Origin of the sequence: Sphingomonas sp. LR55 (genome assembly GCF_036856015.1) — a bacterium.
Lineage (GTDB): Bacteria > Pseudomonadota > Alphaproteobacteria > Sphingomonadales > Sphingomonadaceae > Sphingomonas.
In genome coordinates this window covers 1,875,379-1,895,597 of sequence record NZ_JASPFO010000001.1, presented here as the reverse complement: position 1 = coordinate 1,895,597, position 20,219 = coordinate 1,875,379, and the positions used below count along the sequence as shown (strand labels likewise).

Annotated in this window: 20 protein-coding genes and 3 pseudogenes; 11 read left to right on the top strand and 12 right to left on the bottom strand. The window is 66.6% G+C overall.

From position 1 onward, the window contains the following. Positions 1-12 precede the first annotated feature (12 nt). On the bottom strand, positions 13-378 hold the full coding sequence (locus tag QP181_RS08990) for a DUF4440 domain-containing protein (RefSeq protein ID WP_132741704.1): 366 nt from the start codon (positions 376-378) through the stop codon (positions 13-15). A 238-nt stretch (positions 379-616) separates the two neighbouring features. Between QP181_RS08990 and QP181_RS08985 the strand changes: the two genes are divergently transcribed. Then, positions 617-1,543 carry an L-lactate dehydrogenase gene (locus tag QP181_RS08985; protein WP_333928314.1) on the top strand — a complete coding sequence of 309 codons (927 nt, stop codon included), beginning with the start codon at positions 617-619 and terminating at the stop codon, positions 1,541-1,543. Between the two features lie 65 nt (positions 1,544-1,608). Here QP181_RS08985 and rpsU read toward each other — a convergent pair whose 3' ends face one another. Continuing rightward, a complete protein-coding gene (rpsU, locus tag QP181_RS08980) occupies positions 1,609-1,809 on the bottom strand; it encodes a 30S ribosomal protein S21 (protein WP_031393196.1) in 201 nt (66 codons plus the stop codon). Positions 1,810-2,126: 317 nt separating this feature from the next. Here rpsU and QP181_RS08975 point away from each other — a divergent pair, with 317 nt between their 5' ends. The 4 genes and pseudogenes from QP181_RS08975 to QP181_RS08955 all read left to right on the top strand — a co-directional run bounded on the left by QP181_RS08975 (position 2,127) and on the right by QP181_RS08955 (position 6,746). Then, the gene (locus QP181_RS08975) at positions 2,127-2,810 is read left to right on the top strand and encodes an NAD(P)H-dependent oxidoreductase (protein WP_333928313.1); all 684 of its coding nucleotides are present in this window, start codon (positions 2,127-2,129) and stop codon (positions 2,808-2,810) included. Between the two features lie 115 nt (positions 2,811-2,925). Beyond that, positions 2,926-5,320: pseudogene (locus tag QP181_RS08965) on the top strand (phosphoketolase family protein). After that, positions 5,308-6,333 (top strand): acetate/propionate family kinase, encoded by a 1,026-nt coding sequence (locus QP181_RS08960; protein ID WP_333928310.1) that lies wholly within the window; start codon positions 5,308-5,310, stop codon positions 6,331-6,333. The pseudogene QP181_RS08965 and the gene QP181_RS08960 overlap by 13 nt, the downstream one beginning before the upstream one ends. 128 nt (positions 6,334-6,461) lie before the next feature. Next, positions 6,462-6,746 carry a hypothetical protein gene (locus QP181_RS08955; protein ID WP_333928309.1) on the top strand — a complete coding sequence of 95 codons (285 nt, stop codon included), beginning with the start codon at positions 6,462-6,464 and terminating at the stop codon, positions 6,744-6,746. 71 nt (positions 6,747-6,817) lie between these two features. Here the strand turns inward: QP181_RS08955 and QP181_RS08950 are convergent, their stop codons facing one another. From QP181_RS08950 to QP181_RS08930, 5 genes are all read right to left on the bottom strand, one after another. Further along, positions 6,818-7,255 (bottom strand): response regulator transcription factor, encoded by a 438-nt coding sequence (locus QP181_RS08950; RefSeq protein WP_333928308.1) that lies wholly within the window; start codon positions 7,253-7,255, stop codon positions 6,818-6,820. A gap of 69 nt (positions 7,256-7,324) precedes the next feature. Further along, positions 7,325-7,957 carry a response regulator transcription factor gene (locus tag QP181_RS08945; protein WP_333928307.1) on the bottom strand — a complete coding sequence of 211 codons (633 nt, stop codon included), beginning with the start codon at positions 7,955-7,957 and terminating at the stop codon, positions 7,325-7,327. Beyond that, entirely contained in the window at positions 7,950-9,524 is a 1,575-nt protein-coding gene (locus QP181_RS08940; protein ID WP_333928306.1) for a PAS domain-containing sensor histidine kinase, read from the bottom strand. Before QP181_RS08940 ends, QP181_RS08945 begins: the two co-directional genes overlap by 8 nt. 123 nt (positions 9,525-9,647) lie before the next feature. Then, a complete protein-coding gene (locus QP181_RS08935) occupies positions 9,648-9,782 on the bottom strand; it encodes a hypothetical protein (protein WP_279388908.1) in 135 nt (44 codons plus the stop codon). A 3-nt stretch (positions 9,783-9,785) separates the two neighbouring features. Further along, a complete protein-coding gene (locus QP181_RS08930) occupies positions 9,786-10,604 on the bottom strand; it encodes a universal stress protein (protein WP_333928305.1) in 819 nt (272 codons plus the stop codon). Between the two features lie 172 nt (positions 10,605-10,776). Here QP181_RS08930 and QP181_RS08925 point away from each other — a divergent pair, with 172 nt between their 5' ends. Together QP181_RS08925 and QP181_RS08920 are read left to right on the top strand one after the other, a co-directional pair. After that, positions 10,777-11,427 carry a BON domain-containing protein gene (locus tag QP181_RS08925; RefSeq protein ID WP_332754432.1) on the top strand — a complete coding sequence of 217 codons (651 nt, stop codon included), beginning with the start codon at positions 10,777-10,779 and terminating at the stop codon, positions 11,425-11,427. 9 nt (positions 11,428-11,436) lie between these two features. After that, positions 11,437-12,129, top strand: coding sequence for a VIT1/CCC1 transporter family protein (locus tag QP181_RS08920; RefSeq protein WP_333924225.1), 693 nt, complete (start codon positions 11,437-11,439; stop codon positions 12,127-12,129). Positions 12,130-12,159: 30 nt separating this feature from the next. Here the strand turns inward: QP181_RS08920 and QP181_RS08915 are convergent, their stop codons facing one another. The 3 genes and pseudogenes from QP181_RS08915 to QP181_RS08905 form a co-directional block, all read right to left on the bottom strand. Beyond that, positions 12,160-12,702, bottom strand: a complete 543-nt coding sequence (locus tag QP181_RS08915; RefSeq protein WP_333928304.1) for an amidohydrolase family protein — start codon at positions 12,700-12,702, stop codon at positions 12,160-12,162. Positions 12,703-12,718: 16 nt separating this feature from the next. Further along, positions 12,719-13,186 (bottom strand): annotated as a pseudogene (locus QP181_RS08910) (amidohydrolase family protein); the annotation flags it as partial. A 501-nt stretch (positions 13,187-13,687) separates the two neighbouring features. After that, a pseudogene (locus QP181_RS08905) lies at positions 13,688-14,470 on the bottom strand (FadR/GntR family transcriptional regulator). Positions 14,471-14,579: 109 nt separating this feature from the next. Here QP181_RS08905 and QP181_RS08900 point away from each other — a divergent pair. Genes QP181_RS08900 through QP181_RS08885 form a run of 4 tightly spaced genes read left to right on the top strand, consistent with a single transcriptional unit; the run spans position 14,580 to position 18,323 of the window. Further along, a complete protein-coding gene (locus QP181_RS08900) occupies positions 14,580-14,738 on the top strand; it encodes a hypothetical protein (RefSeq protein WP_333928303.1) in 159 nt (52 codons plus the stop codon). A 57-nt stretch (positions 14,739-14,795) separates the two neighbouring features. Beyond that, a complete protein-coding gene (gene araD1 / locus QP181_RS08895; protein ID WP_333929601.1) occupies positions 14,796-15,788 on the top strand; it encodes an AraD1 family protein in 993 nt (330 codons plus the stop codon). 2 nt (positions 15,789-15,790) lie between these two features. Further along, a complete protein-coding gene (locus tag QP181_RS08890; RefSeq protein ID WP_333928302.1) occupies positions 15,791-16,717 on the top strand; it encodes a Gfo/Idh/MocA family protein in 927 nt (308 codons plus the stop codon). A 7-nt stretch (positions 16,718-16,724) separates the two neighbouring features. Next, positions 16,725-18,323, top strand: coding sequence for an alpha-N-arabinofuranosidase (locus QP181_RS08885; RefSeq protein WP_333929600.1), 1,599 nt, complete (start codon positions 16,725-16,727; stop codon positions 18,321-18,323). Positions 18,324-18,432: 109 nt separating this feature from the next. Here the strand turns inward: QP181_RS08885 and QP181_RS08880 are convergent, their stop codons facing one another. Together QP181_RS08880 and QP181_RS08875 are read right to left on the bottom strand one after the other, a co-directional pair. Then, positions 18,433-18,765, bottom strand: coding sequence for a hypothetical protein (locus QP181_RS08880; RefSeq protein WP_333928301.1), 333 nt, complete (start codon positions 18,763-18,765; stop codon positions 18,433-18,435). 30 nt (positions 18,766-18,795) lie between these two features. Beyond that, complete coding sequence (locus QP181_RS08875) at positions 18,796-19,689, bottom strand: alpha/beta hydrolase (RefSeq protein WP_443027587.1); 894 nt, start codon at positions 19,687-19,689, stop codon at positions 18,796-18,798. Positions 19,690-20,219 lie beyond the last annotated feature (530 nt).

Below are 20,219 nucleotides of genomic sequence, written 5' to 3'. Positions count from 1 at the left end.
CTGACGCGGCTGTCAGGCGACGGATGCCTTGAGTGCGGGCGTCTGCTGATGCTGCACCACGCGCCATTCCTCATGCTCAAGCCGGCGCATCGTCGTGGTGCAATAGGCGGTATAGCCGTCCGCGCCCTCACGGCGGGCTTCGGCCTTGTAGGCGATCGCGATCAGGCCCTCCTGCGGGCGCATGATCTGTTGCTCGCTGAACGTCACGCTCGACCACCGCGGTGTATCGGCGACGGCCTCGATCGCCTGAGCGCCGGTGAGGACGAACGGCTGTTCCGGCAAGACCATGACGCACTCGTCGTCGATCAACGCGTGATAATGGGCCGCGTCGCCGGTCCACAGGCTTTCCTCGAATTCCCAGATCCTGGTGTCGTCCATCGTTGCGTCTCCTTTGCTGATAGGGGAGCGCCAGGGACTCCAAAACGTTCCGCGAAGCTGATGATAACGTGACGTCTTTTTCGAAAGCAGCGCTGCGGATCGGCGATATTCGCCCGATCGAGAACGCGCCTATGCGTCCATGTCATTCGATCGATGGTTGGCGCAGGCAAGACCAGCGTGTCGTCGCCGATAGTTTGCGCCGATAGTCTGCGCGGCGCCCCGAATGTGGAGTTCTCCAATGCCTGTTTCATCTCGTATCGCTATCGTCGGTGCCGGCAACGTCGGCGCCACGACCGCCTATGCGCTGATGCTCCGCGGGCTGTTCGCCGAGATCGTGCTGATCGATACCGATAGCGATCGCGCCACCGCCGAAGCGACCGACATTGCCGACGCCAACGCGATCGCGCGGCCAGCGCGGATCTGGGCGGGCGACTATGCCGATGCCAGGGACGCAAGCATCCTCGTGATCACCGCGGGAGCCGCGACTGCCGATGGAGAGGCCCGGACGTCGGTTGCCGGCAAAAGCGCGGTGATCGTGCGCACGTGTGTCGACGCGGCGATGGCGGCCGGGTTCGACGGCATTCTCGTCGTCGCATCCAATCCCGCCGACGCCATGGCGCAGGTGGCGCAGGCGACCTCCGGACTGCCGGCGGCGCGGGTGATCGGCACAGGCACGCTGCTCGACAGCAATCGTTTCAGGAAGCGCGTGGCGGACCAACTCGCGATCGCTCCCGGCGCGGTCGAAGGCTTGGTTCTGGGCGAGCATGGCGACAGCGAGGTCATGGCCTATTCCAGCGTGCGCATCGGCGGCCTGGATCTCGACGCGTATCTGGATGGGGCAGCGTTCGATCGGGCTTCGGTCGCGCACGAGGTGGTGCGTGCCGGCTACACCATCAGTCACGGCAAGGGGCACACGTCGTTCGGCGTCGCGACCGCGATCGTCCGGATCTGCGAGGCGATCCAGCGGGACGAACATATCATACTGCCGGTGTCGGCCAAGCTCGACGGTCAGTTCGGGATTTCAGACCTGTATCTGAGCTTGCCATGCCTCGTCGGCGCGGCCGGGATCATGCGTATCCTGACGCCCGACCTGACGAGCGAGGAGACGGCCGCGCTGCATGCGTCGGCCGACGCGCTGCGCCGCACGCTATCCGAATGCAAATAGGGCCGCGTCGATCGACGCGACCCTGCCGGCGCTATCTCAAATAGACGTCGCGCCGTCGGCGTGACTTAGTTGTCGCGCTCGGCGCGCTTGCGGTCTGCCTTGCGTGCGCGGCTGACGGCGGCAGCGTGTTCACGCGCACGCTTCTCAGACGGCTTTTCGTAATGCCGGCGCAACTTCATTTCCCGATAGACGCCCTCGCGCTGCAATTTCTTCTTCAAAGCGCGGAGGGCCTGGTCGACGTTGTTGTCGCGAACGATGATCTGCATGGTAGAAAGGCTTTCGGCGCGCAGTGGCGCAATGGTGAGTCGCCGCCGCTTTATGGCGCCGACGAGTATAAGCCAAGCCCGGAAATGCATAGCCATGCGCTGATCGCTACAATGCGGCACGATCCAGCTTGAGCCGATGCCCGATACTGGTCGCGTTCCAGGGCGGGATGCCGGGGACAAACGCCGCGCCCTGCGTAGTTCCCGAGGGTCACCGGGCTGGCGGTGAATCGATAGGCCATGCGGGACCCCCGACGTCGAAGCCATCCGCTGCTGCGGGGCGGACGGCGCGCGGAAAGCCTTTCTGCAAGGACGTTGCGATGATCGTCGACGAACGAATGCCAACCGACCGCAGGCACGCGGTGATCGTGTGCCATCCCGATCCGTCGAGTTTCAATCATGCGATCGCGCATACCTACCGCGACGCGGTCCGCGCGACGGGGCAGGGGGTCGTGCTCCGCGACCTGTATGCGATAGGCTTCGATCCGGTGCTGACGGCGGCAGAGCGACCGACGGATCGTATCGCGACATACCGCCAGGACGTGCTCGACGAGATCGCGGCTATCGAGGGCTGCGACGTGTTCGTGCTGATCTACCCGATCTGGTTCGGCACGCCGCCGGCGATGCTCAAGGGGTATGTCGAACGGGTGTTCGGCGCGGGCGTGCACCCCGACGCGCTGCAAGGCCGGGCGCGGACCAGCCTCCTGGGCGGCAGGCGCCTGCTGAGTTTTTCGACGTCGGCGGCCAGCAAGATCTGGCTCGACGAACAGGGCCAGGGGCAAGGGCTGAACAGCGTTTTCGACCAGTATATCGTCCATGCCTTCGGAATGCGGTCGCAGGAGCATCGGCGGTTCGCGCATATCGTGCCGGGTCTGAGCCCACACCTTGCCCGCGGGTATCTCGAAGAGGTTTCGGCACAGGCGCGTCGCACCTGTGCGCAAGTCGCGTTCGGCGACGAGGCTCTGCTGTCCGACCCCGGTCTCGTCGCGCAGATGGCGCGCTGACCATGGCGTATTTCGAAGGAAATCGCATGACCCGCATGGTGCACGCCGGCGTCATATCCACGCCGATCGCGATCGGCGGCTCGACGTGTCCGATAGTGAAAAAGGAGCGTCGAGCATGACCGTATTAGCGATGCCATCGTCCGTTGCGGCGCCTACCAAGGCACATCCGCTGTCTCCCGACGTGTTGCGCCGGATGGACGCGTATTGGCGGGCGGCGAATTACCTGTCGGTCGGGCAGATCTACCTGCGTGACAATGCGTTGCTCGATCGGCCGCTGACGATCGCCGACGTGAAGCCGCGGCTGCTCGGGCATTGGGGGACGACGCCGGGGCTGAATTTCCTCTACGTCCACCTCAACCGGCTGATCGTCGCGCATGATCTCGACATGATCAACGTCATCGGGCCGGGGCATGGCGGGCCGGGGCTGGTGGCCAACACCTATCTGGAGGGCTCGTACACCGAGCGCTATCCGGCGATCGAGCGCAGCCGGAGCGGGATGCACCGGCTGTTCCGGCAATTCTCGTGGCCGGGCGGTATCCCGAGCCATGTCGCGCCCGAGACGCCGGGATCGATCCACGAGGGTGGCGAGCTCGGGTATTCGCTGGCGCATGCCTACGGCGCGGCGTTCGACAATCCCGACCTGATCGTCGCCTGCGTGGTCGGCGATGGCGAGGCGGAGACCGGCGCGCTGGCGGCGAGCTGGCATTCGAACAAGTTCCTCAACCCCGCGCGACGGGGCGGTGCTGCCGATCCTGCACCTCAACGGCTTCAAGATCGCCAACCCGACGGTCCTGGCGCGGATCGATGGGCATGAGCTCGACGCGTTGCTGCGCGGCTATGGGCATGAGCCCTATTATGTCGGCGGCAGTGATCCGGCGGCGGTCCACCAGCAGCTCGCGGCGGCGCTCGACAAGGCGCTGTCGAAGATCCAGGCGATCCAGGCGGCGGCGCGGATCGAGGGCGTGACGCCCGAACGACCGCGCTGGCCGATGATCGTGTTTCGCACGCCGAAGGGCTGGACCGGGCCGAAGTTCGTCGACGGCAAGCCGGTCGAGGGGACGTGGCGCGCGCACCAGGTGCCGATCGCGGACTTCAAGGATCCCGAGCATCTGCGCCAGCTTGAGGCTTGGATGCGGAGTTATCGGCCGGAAGAGCTGTTCGATGCGAACGGCAAGTTCCTGGACGAGTATGCCTCGCTCGCGCCGACCGGGCATCGGCGGATGGGATCGAACCCGCATGCCAATGGCGGCGAGTTGATGGTGTCGCTGTCGCTGCCCGATTTCCGGAGCTTTGCAGTGCCGGTGGTGACGCCGGGCAAGGTGAAGGCCGAGGCGACGCGGGTGTTTGGTCGGTATTTGCGCGACGTGATGAAGCTCAACCTGGCGACGGTGAACTTCCGGCTGTTCGGGCCGGACGAGACCGCGTCGAACCGATTGGCCGACGTGTACGACGTGTCGGGCAAGGTGTGGATGGCGGAGGTCGAGGCGGTCGATGAGAATCTCGGGCCCGACGGTCGGGTGATGGAGGTGTTGAGCGAGCATCTCTGCCAGGGCTGGCTCGAAGGGTATCTGCTGACCGGGCGGCACGGGCTGTTCTCGTGTTACGAGGCGTTCGTCCACATCGTCGACTCGATGGTCAACCAGCATGCCAAGTGGCTGAAGACGACCAGGACGATCCCGTGGCGGCGGCCGATCGCCTCGCTCAATTATCTGCTGACGTCGCATGTCTGGCGGCAGGACCATAACGGGCTGTCGCATCAGGATCCGGGGTTCATCGATCACGTCGCGAACAAGACCGCGGACGTCGCGCGGATCTACCTGCCGCCCGATGCGAACTGTCTGTTGTCGGTCGGCGATCATTGCCTGCGCAGCCGCGGCTATGTGAACGTGATCGTCGCGGGGAAGCAGCCGGAGTGGCAATGGCTCGGGATCGACGCGGCGGTGCGGCATTGTACCGCGGGCGCCGGGATCTGGGACTGGGCGGGCGACGATGCGGACCCCGACGTGGTGATGGCGTGCGCGGGTGATGTGCCGACGCTGGAGACGCTCGCGGCGGTGACGCTGTTGCGCGAATACGTGCCCGATATCCGTATCCGAGTGGTGAACGTGGTCGACCTGATGAGCTTGCAGCCGCGGTCGGAACATCTCCACGGGCTCGACGAGCGCGAGTTCGATGCGCTGTTCACGACGGACACGCCGGTGATTTTCGCGTTCCACGGGTATCCGGCGATGATCCACAAGCTGACCTACCGGCGCGCGAACCACGCGAATATCCACGTCCGAGGGTATAAGGAAATGGGCACGACGACGACGCCGTTCGACATGGTCGTGTTGAACGATCTCGACCGGTACCGGCTGGCGCTCGACGCGATCGAGCGGATCCCGCGCTTCCACGACCGGGTGCCGCGTGAGACGGCGCGCTATTGGACGACGATGGAGCGGCACAAGTTGTACATCGCCGAGCAGGGCGACGATCTGCCTGAGGTGCGTGACTGGCAATGGTCGCGGTAGTTCTTGCGCTCAATAGCGGATCGTCGTCGCTGAAATACGGGCTGTACGCGGTGGACGCCGAGCCGGTCCTGCTGGTCGGCGGGACGATCGAGACGGCCGAGCATCATGGCGACGATCACGCGCGGTTCTTCGACACGATCGAGACGGCGTTGCATGCAGGGCCGACGCCGACTGTGATCGGCCACCGGATCGTTCATGGCGGCCCGCACCGCGACGCGCATTGCCGGATCGACGCTGCGGTGATGGCGGATCTGGAGGCGGGGTGCGCGTTCGCGCCTTTGCATGGGCCGGCGTCGCTGGCGCTGATCCGGGCCGCGGGTGCGCGCTATCCGGGCGTGCCGCAAGTCGCGTGCTTCGACACGGCGTTCCATGCGGGGATGCCGGACGTTGCGAAGACATTGCCGATCGCCAAGGAATACCTTGCCGGCGGCGTCCGGCGTTACGGCTTCCACGGGCTGTCCTGCGAGTCGATCGTCTATCAGCTCGGTGACAAAATCCCCGCACGGCTGGTGATCGCGCATCTCGGCAATGGCGCGAGCGTGACCGCAGTGCGCGATGGCCGATCGATCGACACCAGCATGGGGCTGACCCCGTCTGGCGGCGTGATGATGGCGACGCGGACGGGGGATCTCGATCCGGGCATCCTCTTGTATCTACTACGCGAGGCGGGGCTCGATCAGGACTCGCTGGCAACGCTGGTCGACCACCGATCGGGGATGGCTGGCGTATCGGGACTGTCGGGTGACATGCGGGTCCTGCGCGCTGCCGCAACGGGTGACGCCGACCTCGCGATCCGGATGTTCGAGAGGTCGGTGTGCAAGCAGATCGCTGCGATGATCGCCTCGCTCGGCGGCGTGGACACGCTCGTGCTCACCGGCGGCATCGGCAAGAACGACGCGGCGACCGGTCGGGCGATCCGTGCGGGTCTGGCCTGGGTGGCGGGGCTCGATATCCGCATAATGTCGTCGCAGGAGGATGCGCGGATCGCGTTCCACGCCGCCGCGCTGGGCTGACAAACTCGCGAAGTACGTGCTTTCCGAGTCCCGACGCCTTCGCCTGCCCGCGCTACTGTCTTGATACGGATCAGCCCTTCGACACCCGCATCGTGCGGCAGCGAGGACGAGCCGGCGGGGACTTCGCCATGAACGCAATCCATACCGAGATGCTCTATTTCCAGCACCGCCTGAATGCCACGCGAGCGATGGCCGATGCCGCTGCGGGGCCGTGCGCGCGGGTCGCGCATGAGACGCTTGCCCGTCTGTATGGCGAGACGCTGGCGGCACTTGCCGCGACGCTCCCGTGTTTGATGGCCGAACCGGTGGCTGCGATCCCGCGGCGTGCGTTGCGTGTCGAGCGCGCGGTGACGCCACCGACGCTGCGCAAAGTGACGGCCCGGCCTCGCCTGACGCTAAAGCTCGCCTGCTAGTGTGCGAGCGACGAGCCTCTCGACGTTAACCAGGGAAAGGTCGGTGGGCATCCCACCGCCTTTCCGTCGTCTCACCCCTCGGCATTCCAGGTGGACCAGCCGTGGTCGATCGAGGCGGCGATCGCGGTGAGGAGGGGGCGTCGCCGGTGGTGCGGTCGAGGATGCGGTCGCCGTGGCGTTCGGCGGCGTGGATCAGCGCGGGGGCGGGACGGTGCCGTCGAGCAGGATCGCCTTCCCCGCCAGCCCGATGCGCGCATGGCATAGAGCGTATCCATGCCGCTGCCCCCATCACCATCGACACCGCCTGCGACATCGACGACGATGCAGGGGACGTCGCGCGAGCGGGGATCGGCGAGCAGCGCCGCGCCGGTCGCGTAGGAGCGGACGTCGTAGCGTTCGGATAACAGCATGATCTGCCGCGCGCGGCGTATCACCGGGTCGCCGTCGACCAGCGAAACGCCGATTCCGAAATGGGGTGGGGCAGGGGATTGGATCGGGTGGTCGGTCATCGAATGTCCTTGTCCTGACCTTCGATGACACCCCTCCGTCGCCGTGTCTGTACGTAGAAGACGAGGGCGTCAGGCGGGTTCGGCGGTCTCGCCAAGGCCCGCCGAAAACGCGATGCGCAGGACGTCCGACAGGCTGCGCGCGGCGAGTTTCTCCATCAGATTTGCGCGGTGGACTTCGACGGTGCGGGTGGCGATGGCGAGGTCGTAGGCGATCAGCTTGTTGGGGCGGCCGAGCACCATGCCGTCAAGCACGTCGCGTTCGCGCGGGGTGAGCGCGGCAAGCCGGACGAGCGCGTCGGCGGCGGCGAGGTGTTCGCGGTCGGACCGGGCGGCGTGGGCGAGCGCGGTTTCGATCGCTGCGAGCAAGGCACTGCGTTCGAACGGCTTTTCGAGAAACTCGATCGCGCCGGCCTTGATCGCGCGGACCGCGAGCGTCACGTCGCCGTGGCCGGTCAGCATGATCACGGGCAGCGTGATGCCGGTCTGCGCCAAGCGCGCCTGCACCGCGAACCCGTCGAGATCGGGCATCCGGACGTCGAGCAGCACGCAGCCGCGCGTTTCGCGCGTGACGGCTTTCAGGAAGTGCGTGCCGGTGGGATAGGTTTCGACGGCGTAGCCCGCCTTGCGCAACAGGAAGCCGACCGATTGGCGGATCGCTTCGTCGTCGTCGACGATGTGGACGATGCGAAGTGGATCAGACATCGGTGTCGCCTTCCTGAAGCGGGGCTAGCGGCACGGTGAAATGGAACGCGGTGCCGCCGCTCGGCACGCCGTCCGCCCAGATCCGCCCGCCATGCGCCTCGACGATCGTCCGGCAGATCGATAGGCCGAGCCCCATGCCGTCCTCCTTGGTGGTCGCGAACGCTTCGAACAGGCGCGCGCGGACGTCGGTGTCGATGCCCGTGCCGGTGTCGGCGACGGTGATCTGCATCCAGCCCTCGCGCTCGGGCACGGTGGCGATCGATAGCGTCCGGATCGGCGAGGCGGCCATCGACTGGATCGCGTTGCGGATGAGGTTGACCAGCACCTGCTGGATCTGGATGCGGTCGACGCGGACTATGGCGGGGCTTGGCGATGCCCTGTTGACGACGGTGATACCTGCCTCGTGCGCGCCGAGCAGACCGAGACTGGTCGCTTCCTCGACGAGCTGGTCGAGCGCCTCGTCGCGGAACCCGGTGTCGCCGCCATCGACGAAAGCACGCAGCCGCCGGACGATCGTGCCAGCCCTGAGCGACTGTGCCGCCGCCAGCTCCAGCGCCTCGGCTACATCGGCTAACAGCGGGGCGAGTACTGGATCGTCGCCGTCGGCGATCATCGCGCGCGTCGCTTCGAGATAGTTGGCGATCGCGGTCAGCGGCTGGTTGATCTCGTGCGCAAGCGTCGACGCCATTGTCCCCATCGCGCTGACGCGGGAGACGTGGATGAGCTCGGACTGGAGCTCCTGCAACCGGCGTTCGGTCGCGTGGCGGTTGGTGAGATCACGGATGAAGCCGGTGAAGATCCGTTCGCCGCCGATCGACGCCTCGCCGACCGCGAGTTCGATCGGGAACGTCTCGCCGTTTTTGCGCATCGCGCGTTCGAGGCGGACATTACCGATCACGTGGCGCTCGCCGGTTTGGCGGTACTTCCGGAGGTGCGCATCGTGGTCGCGCGCCTCGGTCTGCGGCATCAGCATCGCGACGTTCTGGCCGATCACTTCGCTCGCCGCATAGCCGAAGACGAGTTCGGCGGCGGCGCTGAACGAGGCGACGATGCCGTTCTCGTTCATCACGATCATCGCGTCGGGAACGGTGTTGAGAATCGAGCGGAGGTGATGTTCGCGCCGCACGATCGCGGCCTCGGCGGCCTTTTCATGCGTGATGTCGCGGATCACCTTGCCGAACCCGCGCAGCGCGCCGGCGTCGTCGTGGAGCGCGGTGATCGTGACGTGCGCGAGGAATTCGGAGCCGTCCTTGCGGACCCGCCAGCTTTCTTCCTCGACCCGGCCATCGCAGTGCGCGCGGGCGAGGTCGGCGGCGGGTTTGCCTGCGGCGATATCGTCGGCGGGGTAGAAGATCGCGAAATCGCGGCCGATGATCTCCGCCTCGGCCCAGCCCTTGATCCGTTCCGCACCGCGGTTCCAGATCGTGACGCGGCCGCTGCGGTCGAGCATGTAGATTGCGTAGGTGGTCGCGCCGTCGATCAGCAGCCCGAGTTCCTCCGCCAGCATCGCATCGCCGCGCGCCACCGCCTGGGGGTCGGTCTCGTGCGGCGACTGCGACGCGATCATGCGGGCGGTGCGGTGGCTCGGGGGGCGCAAAGGCAAATCATCGAGACGCGGGCCTTGTTCGACACACTGATCCGATCCGTCGGGGGCAAGACTTCGACGCCCGCGTTCGGAACATGACGCATGTTAAGCCAAGGATCCGCTATATGCTAATAGTCCTTCGATGATCGCGACGATCGACAGGATCGTGCCGCCGACGACTATCCTTCGGTTTGCGGTTACGACCGGGCCGAAATACTTGCGGATCGCGTGGCCCGTCATGGCTCAGTGCGACAGCAACGTGCAGCGCCGGTCGCGCAGCAGCAGGTCGCGGGTGACGCCGCCGAACGCCCATTCGCGGATCCGGCTGTGGCCATAGGCGCCCGCGACGACGAGGTCGGCCTCGATCTCGTCGGCGATTGTGGCGAGCGTGTCGATGCTGGTGTGCTTCATCCGCGCGACGATCTTGTCCGCGTCGACGCCGTGGCGCGCGAGCCAGGCAGCGACATCGTCGATCGGCTTCCGCGCCTCGATCGCGTCGATTGAGACTTCGACGATCACGACGCGGTCCGCGGCCTGGAGCATCGGCAGCGCATCGGCGATCGCGCGGCGGCATTCGCGCGTGTCGGTCCACGCGACCAGGATGGTCGCGAAGCGCGCGGTGGTGGCGCCATCAGGAACGACCAGTATCGGGCGGCCGGCGCGCAGGATCAGGTCGCCGGTGTCGGCGTGCGTCGCGAGGTCGGCGAAGCCCGGCCCGGCGCTGGTGATGACGAGATCGGCGGACCGCGCATGCTCGGCGACGACATGCGCGACGTTGACGAGCGTCGGGATCGAGCGCCAGTCGAGCACATGCCGCGCGAGCCGTTCGTGCGCGTGAAACTCGGTCTTCGCGCGGGCGAGTTCGCCGGCGACGATATCGCGCTCGATCACCGCATATTCGCCACCGAGATAGCCGTCGCACGTGCCGATCTGGACCGGCTGGCAGGCGGCGATGCCGATCACCGCGGCATCATATTGGTCGGCAAGCGTGGCGGCGACGTCGAGCAAGGCGACGTTGGGACGCCCGCCATCGAGATGCACCATCAGGGTCGAATAGGTCATGCGCGGTCTCCCTCTTTCGCACTGCTGTCGGCGTTCGGATGGAGCAACGAAAGGATCGGAAAGTACGCAGTCGGGCGGCATGCGTAGTTCCCGACGCTGTCGGCGATCGGCCATATCGGTAGGCTCGCGACCATCGGCTCGGGCCTCTCCGCGCTGTTCTCAGGAGCCTGTCATGTCCCACGACGCAAGATTGCAGAAAGCCGTGCTCGCCGAACTCAACTGGGATCCGAGCGTCCCCGCCGGGCATATCGGCGTTACCGCGAACAACGGCGTCGTGACGCTGAGCGGCCACGCCGGCAGCTATGCGGCGAAATACGCCGCCGAACGCGCCGCCGCGCGGGTCGACGGCGTCAAGGCGGTCGCCGAGGAGATCGAGGTACAGCTCGAAGACCGGTTCAAGCGTGGCGACGAGGCGATCGCCAGCGCGATCGTCGAGCGACTGTCCTGGGATACGACGGTGCCGCACGACAGCGTCAAGGCGCAGGTCGAGGACGGCTGGGTCAGCCTGCGCGGCGAAGTGCGCTGGCATTTCCAGAAGGACGCGGCCGAGGCGGCGGTGCGGACGCTCGCGGGCGTGGTCGGCGTGATCAACCACATCGTGTTAAAACCGCGGGTCGACGTCACCGACGTCAGCAACGATATCCGGACGGCGCTGCACCGGTCATGGTTCTTCGATGGCGACACGATCAAGGTGTCGGTCGACGGCGGCACGGTGCGGCTCACCGGCTCGGTCGACTCGCCGCACGACCGGATGGTCGCCGAGCGCACCGCCTGGGCGGCGCCGGGCGCGGTGAAGGTCGAGAACATGCTCGAGATCGCCTGAGTGCGCGCGCTGTCGTCGCACCGCGAACGCCATGTCACCGATCGGATCGGCTGGCTGCGCGCAGCGGTGCTAGGCGCCAATGACGGGATCGTCTCGACCGCGAGCCTGATCATCGGCGTCGCGGCGGCCGGTGGCCAGGTCGGCTCGATCGTCATCGCGGGAACCGCAGGGCTGGTCGCGGGGGCGATGTCGATGGCGGCAGGCGAATATGTCTCGGTCAGCGCGCAGGCCGATACCGAGACGGCCGAACTTGCGCGCGAGCGGCGCGAGTTGGTCGACGATCCCCGCGGCGAACTGGCCGAACTCGCGGCGCTTTACGTCGTCCGTGGGGTGGATGCCGCCACCGCGGAGACGGTGGCGGCGCAGTTGATGGCGAAGGACGCGCTTGGCGCGCACGCGCGCGACGAGTTGGACATCACGCCGGGTGCGCGGGCGCGCCCGGTCCAGGCGGCGTTCGCGTCGGCGGCGAGCTTCACGGTCGGCGCGGCATTGCCGTTGCTGACCGTGTTCGTGGTTCCGTCCACCTCGCTTGTCAGGGCGGTTGCAGCGGGATCCTTGCTGTTTCTTGCGGTGCTCGGCGCTGTCGGCGCGAAGACCGGCGCGGCGGTCGTCTGGCGCGGGTTGGTACGCGTCACGTTCTGGGGTGCGTTCGCGATGGCGGTGACCGCGCTGATCGGTCGGCTGATCGGTGGCGCGGTGTAACCCGCGCCAAGACGTAGCGCGGCCTACACGCTAGCGGAGGCCCCCGATTGCCGGCTTTGCGACGACGCCGCGGTGCATGACGAACGTCACGTGTTCGAGCTGCGCGACGTCGTTCAGCGGCGAAGTCGCGACGGCGATGATATCCGCCGTCTTGCCGGGCGTGAGCGTGCCGATATCGTCGCGACCGAGCAGGTCGGCGGCTCCGACGGTGGCTGCCGCGATCGCCTGTGTCGGGGTGAGGCCGTTCTTTACCATCAGCGTGAACTCGGTCGCGTTGTCGCCATGCTTGGAGACACCGGTATCGGTCCCGAACGCGACCTTGACCCCGGCGGCATAGGCGCGGCGGTGGCTCGCGGCCATGGCGGCGGCGGCGGCCTCGGCCTTGACGATCGTGGCAGGCGGCAATGCGCCGCCGCGCGCCTGTGCGAGTGCAGCGACCGGCGCGATCTCGGTTGGCACCAGATAGGCACCCTTCGTCTTGAACAGCCGGATCGTCTCGTCGTCGAGGAACGTGCCGTGCTCGATCGAGATCCACGCCGGCTTCCAGCGCCGACCGGGTCCCCTCGGCAGCATGACTATGCGCGGCGACCTTGCGGCCGAGCGCATGCGCGGTCTCGATGATCGCGCGCATTTCCTCCGGTGTCATCGCCCGGCCCAGTCCGCCGCTGACGTTGGACAAGACACCCCCGGTCGCGGCGAATTTGATCACGCGCGCGCCCAGCGCAACCTGTGCCCGCACGGCGCGGCGACAATCGTCGGGACCATCGCACAGGTTCACCTCCCTGGCATGGACCATGTCGGCGAACTCCTCGGCGAGCCCGTTGCCGCCATCGCCGTGCCCACCGGTCACCGAGATCATCTCGCCGGCGTTGGTGATGCTCGGCCCCCCGACCGTGCCGGCATCGATCGCATCACGCAGCGCGCGGATGCCGCGCGGGTCGCCGCCGAGATCGCGGACCGACGTGAAGCCTGCGGCCAATGTCGTCCGGGCGTTGGCGACCGCGGTCATCTCGTCGTCGAACCGATCGCGGTTGAGCGCCTCGAGCCGCGCACGCATCGGATCGCCGCCGATACCCCAGAGATGAACGTGCATGTCGACCAGTCCCGGGAGCACGAACGCCGTCCGCAGATCGACCAGCGTTGCGCCCGGTTCGGGCGTGACAAAGCCATCGCGCACATCGACGACCTTGCCGTCGCGAACGATGATCGTGCTGTTGCCCCGCGGCGCCTGGCCTGGTCGATCGAGCAGCGTTCCCGCCTGGATATAGGTTGTCGGCGATGGCTTGGCCTGACCCCATGCGGGTATCGCGATGGCCATCGATGCGGCCAGTGCGCTAGCCACCAAGACTGTCGTTGGCAGATCGATCAGACGTATTTTTTTCATTGTCATCTCCCCCGTTGTGCCATGCTTGCCGAAGCGCGGCACGGCGGCAAGGGAGCATCGCGCCGATATCGGGCTGCCGGTGACGTCTAGTCCGACAAAATCCTATCATACAGTCTGCGGCTAACCGGCAGCGTAGCGGGGATGCACGGGTAGGAGACCCCGATCGACGGCGCGTCAGCGCGCCATCGCCAGTTTCGTATCCTCCAGTGCCAGATCGACCAGCGTCCGCATCGCCGCGCTGGCGCCGGCAGCATCGCCTGCAGCGATCGCATCATAGACCAGCATGTGATCGGGGATCGGATTGCGGGGCAGGGCGCGCGCGCATCTTGAACTGGGTGGTCCAGTTGACCGCGGCGCCGATGCTCGCGCTCAACACGATCAACGCATCGTTGCGCGTCGCGGTCAGTATGGCATGGTGGAACTCGCGATCGGCAGCGCGACCGGCTTCGGTCGCCAGCGTCAGCCGCCGCATCGCCGCCAACGCATCCTTCATGAGCTTGAGGTCGGTTCGGTCGCGGCGCTCGGCTGCGAGCGCGGCGGCCGCCGGCTCGACGATCGCGCGCAATTCGAACAGCCCACGGACGAACGCGATGTCGGGTTCGCCGGCAAACGCCCAGGCGAGCACGTCGGGATCGAGCAGGTTCCACCGGCTGCGCGGCAGGACGCGGGTGCCGATCTTGGGACGGCTTTCGACCAGCCCTTTGGCGGTCAGGACCTGCACCGCCTCGCGATAGGCGCTGCGCGAGACGTCGAGCGTCTTCGAGAACTCGACCTCGCCTGACAAGGTATCGCCGGGCGCATACTCCCCGACAAGATCGCGGTGCCAAGCTTGTGCGCGACCGCCCCGTGCAACCGGCGTCCCGTCCCTCGCCCGACGCGCGGCGTGATGACGTCGTCGGTCCCAGAGCTGATCCCAGCGCCATCTTCAATACCGTCCACACCGTCAGTTGTCGTCATCGTGCCCGCTCCCAGCGCCAGACGTAACAGCCCGGCCTCGATCAAGGAACGACAAAGATTGCAAAAGCCAAACGGGGCTAATATGTCCGAGTATAGGGGGAGGGGCGCTATGTCCGACAGCAATGAGAGTGCGCACGTCCACGCGGCGACCGCCGAGCGGATCCTCGCGAACGGCTGGCCGACCGGTGGCGAGGTCGCGCTTGCGATGCTCCACGGCGGTGACGGCACCACCGCACCGCGGCTGATCGATGGCGCTCCCGCCAACTGAATCGAAAGATCGGGGACGAACCGTAACAACGGCGTCTCGCTTAGGAGAGAGTGTGTGATGACTTTGCGCCTGTTGCAGCATGTTGGCGTCGACGGCACGCGATCAGTGATCGCCGCCACCAACGAGGGGGCGGCGTTCGTCAGCGGCGTCGACAGCGTCCGCGCGCTGGTCGAGCGCGCGATCGCCGACGGTACCGATCTCGCCGCCGCGGTCGCGGCCTGCGGGACGGGCGACAGCGTCGACATCGCCGCCGAACTCGCCGCCGGCCGCCTGACCTCGCCGATCGATCATGTCGATCCTGCGCGCCTGATCATGACCGGCACCGGCCTGACGCATCTCGGCTCGGCCGAGGGCCGCGACAAGATGCACCGCGCCGCGGCGGATGCCGAGACGCAGACCGATTCGATGCGGATGTTCCTCGAAGGCGTCGAGGGCGGCAAGCCCGCAGCGGGGACGCGCGGCCAGCAGCCCGAATGGTTCTACAAGGGCGATGGCTCGGGTCTCGTCGCACCGGGCGCTGCGCTGACGATGCCCGACTTCGCCGCGGATGGCGGCGAGGAGCCCGAGCTTGCCGGGATCTACCTGATCGGTCCGGACGGCACGCCGTTTCGCCTGGGCCTCTGCCTCGCCAACGAGTTCAGCGACCACGTCACCGAGCGCCACAATTACCTGTGGCTCGCGCATTCGAAGCTGCGCCAGGCGTCGCTCGGGCCCGAACTGCTGGTCGGCACGCTCCCTGCGCATATCGAGGGTGCGAGCCGCATCCATCGCGACGGCGCACTGCTGTGGGAAAAGCCGTTCCTGTCGGGCGAGGCGAACATGTCGCACAGCATCGCCAACCTCGAGGCGCATCATTTCAAATATGATCTGTTCCGCCGTCCGGGCGACGTCCACGTCCATTTCTTCGGCACCGCGACGCTGTCGTTCGCCGACGGCGTGACGACGCGTGAAGGCGATGTGTTCGAGATCGAGGCCGCACCGTTCACGCTGCCTTTGCGAAACACGCTGACCAAGGCCGCGCCGCAGCCCGTCGTCGTGAAGGCGCTCTGAGCATGGCCGCTATCAGAATCGCCGTCGTCGGGATGGGCAAGATCGCCCGCGACCAGCATCTACCCTCGATCGCCGGGAATCTGGACTTTGAGTTCGTTGCGAGTGTCAGCCCGCGCGATCCTGGCGTCGAGGGTATCGCCAACTTCAAATTACTCGAAACGCTGCTCGCCGACGGTCCGCCGATCGACGCGATCGCGCTCTGCACGCCGCCGCAGGTGCGCTACGAGCTGGCCGCCATGGCGCTCGCCAAGCGCGTCCACGTGTTCCTCGAAAAGCCGCCCGGCGCGACGCTCGCCGAGGTCGATGCGCTCGAAGCGCAGGCTGCCGAAACGAGCACGACACTGTTCGCCGGCTGGCATTCGCGGTTCGCGGCGGGGGTCGCGCCGGCCAAGGCCTGGCTCGCCGAGCGGAAGATCGAGCGTGTGTCGATCGTCTGGCGCGAGGACGTCCGGGTCTGGCATCCGGGGCAGGCGTGGATCTGGGAGCCGGGTGGGCTCGGCGTGTTCGATCCCGGTATCAACGCGCTCTCGATCGCGACCGAGATCCTGCCGCAGCCGTTCTTCCTGACGTCCGCGACGCTGTCGACCCCCGCCAACCGCGGCGCGCCGATCGCCGCCGACCTGACGTTTCGCAGCGCTGGCGGCACACCGATCAGCATGGACCTCGACTGGCGCCAGACCGGCCCGCAGAGCTGGGACATCACCGTCGAGACCGATGCCGGCACGCTCCGCCTCGCCAAGGGCGGCGCGGTGCTCACTTTGCCGAGCGGCACGGTGGACAATGACGACGAGGAATATCCCGGCCTCTACACGCGCTTCGCGTCGCTGATCCGCGGTGGTCGCAGCGAAGTCGATACGACCCCGTTCACCCTCGTCGCCGACGCGTTCCTGCGCGGCACCCGTACATCCGTGGAGGCTTTCGATGATTGAGGCAAAAATGACCCGCACGCTGAGGGGCCTCGCCGCCGTACTCCTGCTGTCGACTTCGCGCATCGGTGCCGCACAGACCGCCCCACAGACCGCCCCACAGACCGCAGCGCCAGCGGAGGCGCCAACGTCGGCGGCGGCAACCGTGACCGTCCACGCCGATACACCCGGCCCGATCTATGACCGCCACATCTTCACGCAGTTTGCGGAACACCTCGGCACCGGCGTTTATGGTGGGCTGTGGGTCGGCGAGAAGTCGAAGATCCCCAACGTCCGCGGCTTCCGCACCGATGTCGTCACCGCACTCCGCGGGATCGCGGTACCGGCGGTGCGTTGGCCGGGCGGCTGTTTCGCCGACGAATATCACTGGCGCGAGGGGATCGGTCCCAAGGCCAAGCGTCCGGTCAAGATCAACACCAATTGGGGCGGCGTGACCGAGCCCAATGCGGTCGGCACGCACGAGTTCATGGATCTGGTCGGCCAGATCGGCGCGCAGGCGTATATCTCCGGCAATGTCGGCAACGGCACGCCGCAGGAAATGGCGGATTGGGTCGAATACATGACCTCGCCCGCCGGCACACTGGCCGGCGAGCGCGCGAAGAACGGCCACAAGGCGCCGTGGGCGGTGCCGTTCTTCGGGATCGGCAACGAACTGTGGGGCTGTGGCGGCAACATGCGCGCGCCCTACGCCGCCGACGTCACGCGGCGCTACGCCACCTTCATCAAGGCGCCGGCAGGCACCAAGGTCACCAAGATCGCGAGTGGCGCGAACTCGGCCGACTATGCGTGGACCGAGACGATGATGCGCGAGGCCGGCGACCAGGTCGATGCGCTGTCGATGCATTACTACACGGTGGCCGCGCCTTGGGAACACAAGCTGTCGGCAACCGTGTTCGGCGAGGAGGAGTGGGCGCACGTGCTCGCCGAGACGCTGAAGATGGACGAGATGCTCACCAAGCACAGCGCGGTGATGGACAAATACGACCCGCAGAAGAAGGTGTGGCTGGCGGTCGACGAATGGGGCACCTGGTATGCACCCGACCCCGGCACCAACCCCGGCTTCCTGCGCCAGCAGAACACGCTGCGCGATGCGATGGTCACCGCGATCAACCTCAACATCTTCGCCAAGCACGCCGACCGCGTGAAGATGACCGCGATCGCGCAGATGGTGAACGTGCTGCAGGCGATGATCCTGACCGACGGCGCCAAGATGGTGCTGACGCCGACCTATCACGTGTTCGCGATGTACAAGCCGTACATGGACGGCACGGTCCTGCCGATCGACATCAAGTCGCCCTGGTACAATAAGGACCAGTGGACGATGCCGTCGGTCAGCGCGTCGGCCGTCCGCGGCAAGGACGGCGTCGTGCGGATCGCGCTCGCCAATCTCGATCCGAACAAGGCGACGAGCGTCTCCGCGGCGCTGCCCGGCGTCACCGCGCAAACCGTCACCGGTCAGGTGTTGACCGCGCCGGCGATGACCGCGCACAACACCTTCGACGCGCCCAACGCGGTCGCGCCGACGGCGTTCAATGGCGCGCAATTGCGTGGTGGAACGCTTGCGGTAACGCTGCCGCCCATGTCGGTGGTGATGCTCGAGCTGAAGTGATCATGACGCCCGCCGGATCAACCGGCGGGCGCGTAAACCCAGCGAACGGATCGGTTTTTCGCCAATAGGCGGCCGCGCGGCGGGATCTCGCGGGGGTGGATGCTCGCGATCACGACCCTGCCGCCAACGCGGCGCGAGATCGCTCATAGGCTTCGACGAATGGCGTCATGCGTGCTGCGTAGGGGGCTGCGGCGCCGATCGCACGTCGATACAGCGGCTCGCGGACTTGCGCGACGCTGGCGGTCGCGACCGGGCGCTTCAATCGATGAAAATCGAGCATCGCGGGTTCGAAGGCGAGCCCGACATGGGCGGCAATCCGCGGCACCCAGGCGGCGATGTCCTCCACCAACGCTTCATACGGCACGACCAGCAGACGAGCGCCGAGCGTGCTACGCCAATAATCGCGTTCAAGATGTGTCGATCGGATTTCCGTTCGACGCACCCTGCCAGCGGCGTGCTGGTCCGCAGAGTATCACCGCGTTCGTGTAAGAAGGCCGTGCATGGCCATCCAGCGGGTGAATTCCTCGAACCACCCCGTACTCGTGGTAGGCTTTGGGTACATGCCGAAGCCATGGCCACCCTGCTCGAACAGATGGAACTCGACCGGACGTTTTGCCGCGCGCCAGCTCTCGATCAGCTCGAACTTGCCAGCGCCGAAGAACGGATCGTCGGCGGCCAGCGCGACAAACATCGGCGGCGCGTCGGCTGGCGCCGTCATTGCTGCCAGCGGACCATAGATATTGCCGATGAACGCCGGCTTTGCATCGCCGCCGGCAATCGTGGTGGCCATCGTCAGCATCGCCCCGGCGGAAAAGCCGATCATGCCGATGCGCGATGGGTCGACATGCCATTCGCCGGATCGTTGCCGGACCAGAGCAAAGGCGGCGCGCGCGTCGGCAATCTGCGGCGCCAGGCCCGCGATCATCGCATCGGGCTGGGCGCGGGGCGGCTGCCGGCCGGGGGCGAACATCTCGGCCATCGATCGCTCGAATGCCGGCATCGCGACCGGTGTCGGGTTCAGCCGATATTTCAGGACGAACGCCGCCACGCCCTTGGCGGCCAGCGCACGGGCAACGTCCCACCCTTCGTTCTGCATCGATAGTGTCTTGAACCCACCTCCCGGGGCAACAATCACCGCAGTGCCGGTCGCGATGGCCGGATCGGGCAGGAATGGTGTCAACGTGGCGAATGTGACGTTGCGGACGAAGACGCTGCCATATTGACTATGCCATGCCTCGGGCGCGGTTGACCGGGGCAACTTGCCGGTCCCAAGTGGGACCGCGTCCGACTGCGCAGGGGCTGCGATCGGCACCATCTTGTCGTTCTGGGCAGAAATGGGCGCCGCCATCAGCAGCGCGGCAACCATGCCGATCCGGGTAAACGGGACGCGCGCGTACAGGCCTCTGGCGGTTACGCTCGTTATGCGACTCATGCTCGCTCTCCCTGTGTCGTGTTCTTGGCGGACACAGTAAAGAGAGCGCTATCATTGTCTACTGTGAGCGGGGGCAGGGCGATCGTTGTCGGAAGAGGCGTCTCATGCGAACGATCGAAAGCATCGTTAGGCAGCAGTATCGACCGCTACTCCGAGGGTCTCGTTCGCTCGACCTGTTGATACGGGATTGCGCGCGGTTTCCATCAAAGCCGGAAGCGGAGAGCGAAACCCAATCGTTGCGTTCGGCACTGGTCGTTCATGTCGACGGCAATCGTCATCCAAGTCAGTGGAGCCGCTCGGCGGCGCTGACCGCTCAACTGCGTACGGTTCGCCGAGTTGGCCTTAGGTTTGGGTCCGTTCTGTATCTCCGACGACCCGTTGGTGCGGGCACGAAGCCCGCTGAGCGCTCGCCGGCCAATTTTCCGAAAACCGACCCGAAACTGTAAAATAGTGTTTGACGGTGT

What these genes read in the sequence shown, in the direction of transcription:
- QP181_RS08990 (WP_132741704.1), bottom strand. Translation starts at nt 378, where the DNA reads ATGGACGACACCAGGATCTGGGAATTCGAGGAAAGCCTGTGGACCGGC.
- QP181_RS08985 (WP_333928314.1), top strand. Translation starts at nt 617, where the DNA reads ATGCCTGTTTCATCTCGTATCGCTATCGTCGGTGCCGGCAACGTCGGC.
- rpsU (WP_031393196.1), bottom strand. Translation starts at nt 1,809, where the DNA reads ATGCAGATCATCGTTCGCGACAACAACGTCGACCAGGCCCTCCGCGCT.
- QP181_RS08975 (WP_333928313.1), top strand. Translation starts at nt 2,127, where the DNA reads ATGATCGTCGACGAACGAATGCCAACCGACCGCAGGCACGCGGTGATC.
- QP181_RS08960 (WP_333928310.1), top strand. Translation starts at nt 5,308, where the DNA reads ATGGTCGCGGTAGTTCTTGCGCTCAATAGCGGATCGTCGTCGCTGAAA.
- QP181_RS08955 (WP_333928309.1), top strand. Translation starts at nt 6,462, where the DNA reads ATGAACGCAATCCATACCGAGATGCTCTATTTCCAGCACCGCCTGAAT.
- QP181_RS08950 (WP_333928308.1), bottom strand. Translation starts at nt 7,255, where the DNA reads ATGACCGACCACCCGATCCAATCCCCTGCCCCACCCCATTTCGGAATC.
- QP181_RS08945 (WP_333928307.1), bottom strand. Translation starts at nt 7,957, where the DNA reads ATGTCTGATCCACTTCGCATCGTCCACATCGTCGACGACGACGAAGCG.
- QP181_RS08940 (WP_333928306.1), bottom strand. Translation starts at nt 9,524, where the DNA reads ATGATCGCGTCGCAGTCGCCGCACGAGACCGACCCCCAGGCGGTGGCG.
- QP181_RS08935 (WP_279388908.1), bottom strand. Translation starts at nt 9,782, where the DNA reads ATGACGGGCCACGCGATCCGCAAGTATTTCGGCCCGGTCGTAACCGCA.
- QP181_RS08930 (WP_333928305.1), bottom strand. Translation starts at nt 10,604, where the DNA reads ATGACCTATTCGACCCTGATGGTGCATCTCGATGGCGGGCGTCCCAAC.
- QP181_RS08925 (WP_332754432.1), top strand. Translation starts at nt 10,777, where the DNA reads ATGTCCCACGACGCAAGATTGCAGAAAGCCGTGCTCGCCGAACTCAAC.
- QP181_RS08915 (WP_333928304.1), bottom strand. Translation starts at nt 12,702, where the DNA reads ATGCTGCCGAGGGGACCCGGTCGGCGCTGGAAGCCGGCGTGGATCTCG.
- QP181_RS08900 (WP_333928303.1), top strand. Translation starts at nt 14,580, where the DNA reads ATGTCCGACAGCAATGAGAGTGCGCACGTCCACGCGGCGACCGCCGAG.
- araD1 (WP_333929601.1), top strand. Translation starts at nt 14,796, where the DNA reads ATGACTTTGCGCCTGTTGCAGCATGTTGGCGTCGACGGCACGCGATCA.
- QP181_RS08890 (WP_333928302.1), top strand. Translation starts at nt 15,791, where the DNA reads ATGGCCGCTATCAGAATCGCCGTCGTCGGGATGGGCAAGATCGCCCGC.
- QP181_RS08885 (WP_333929600.1), top strand. Translation starts at nt 16,725, where the DNA reads ATGACCCGCACGCTGAGGGGCCTCGCCGCCGTACTCCTGCTGTCGACT.
- QP181_RS08875 (WP_443027587.1), bottom strand. Translation starts at nt 19,689, where the DNA reads ATGGTTGCCGCGCTGCTGATGGCGGCGCCCATTTCTGCCCAGAACGAC.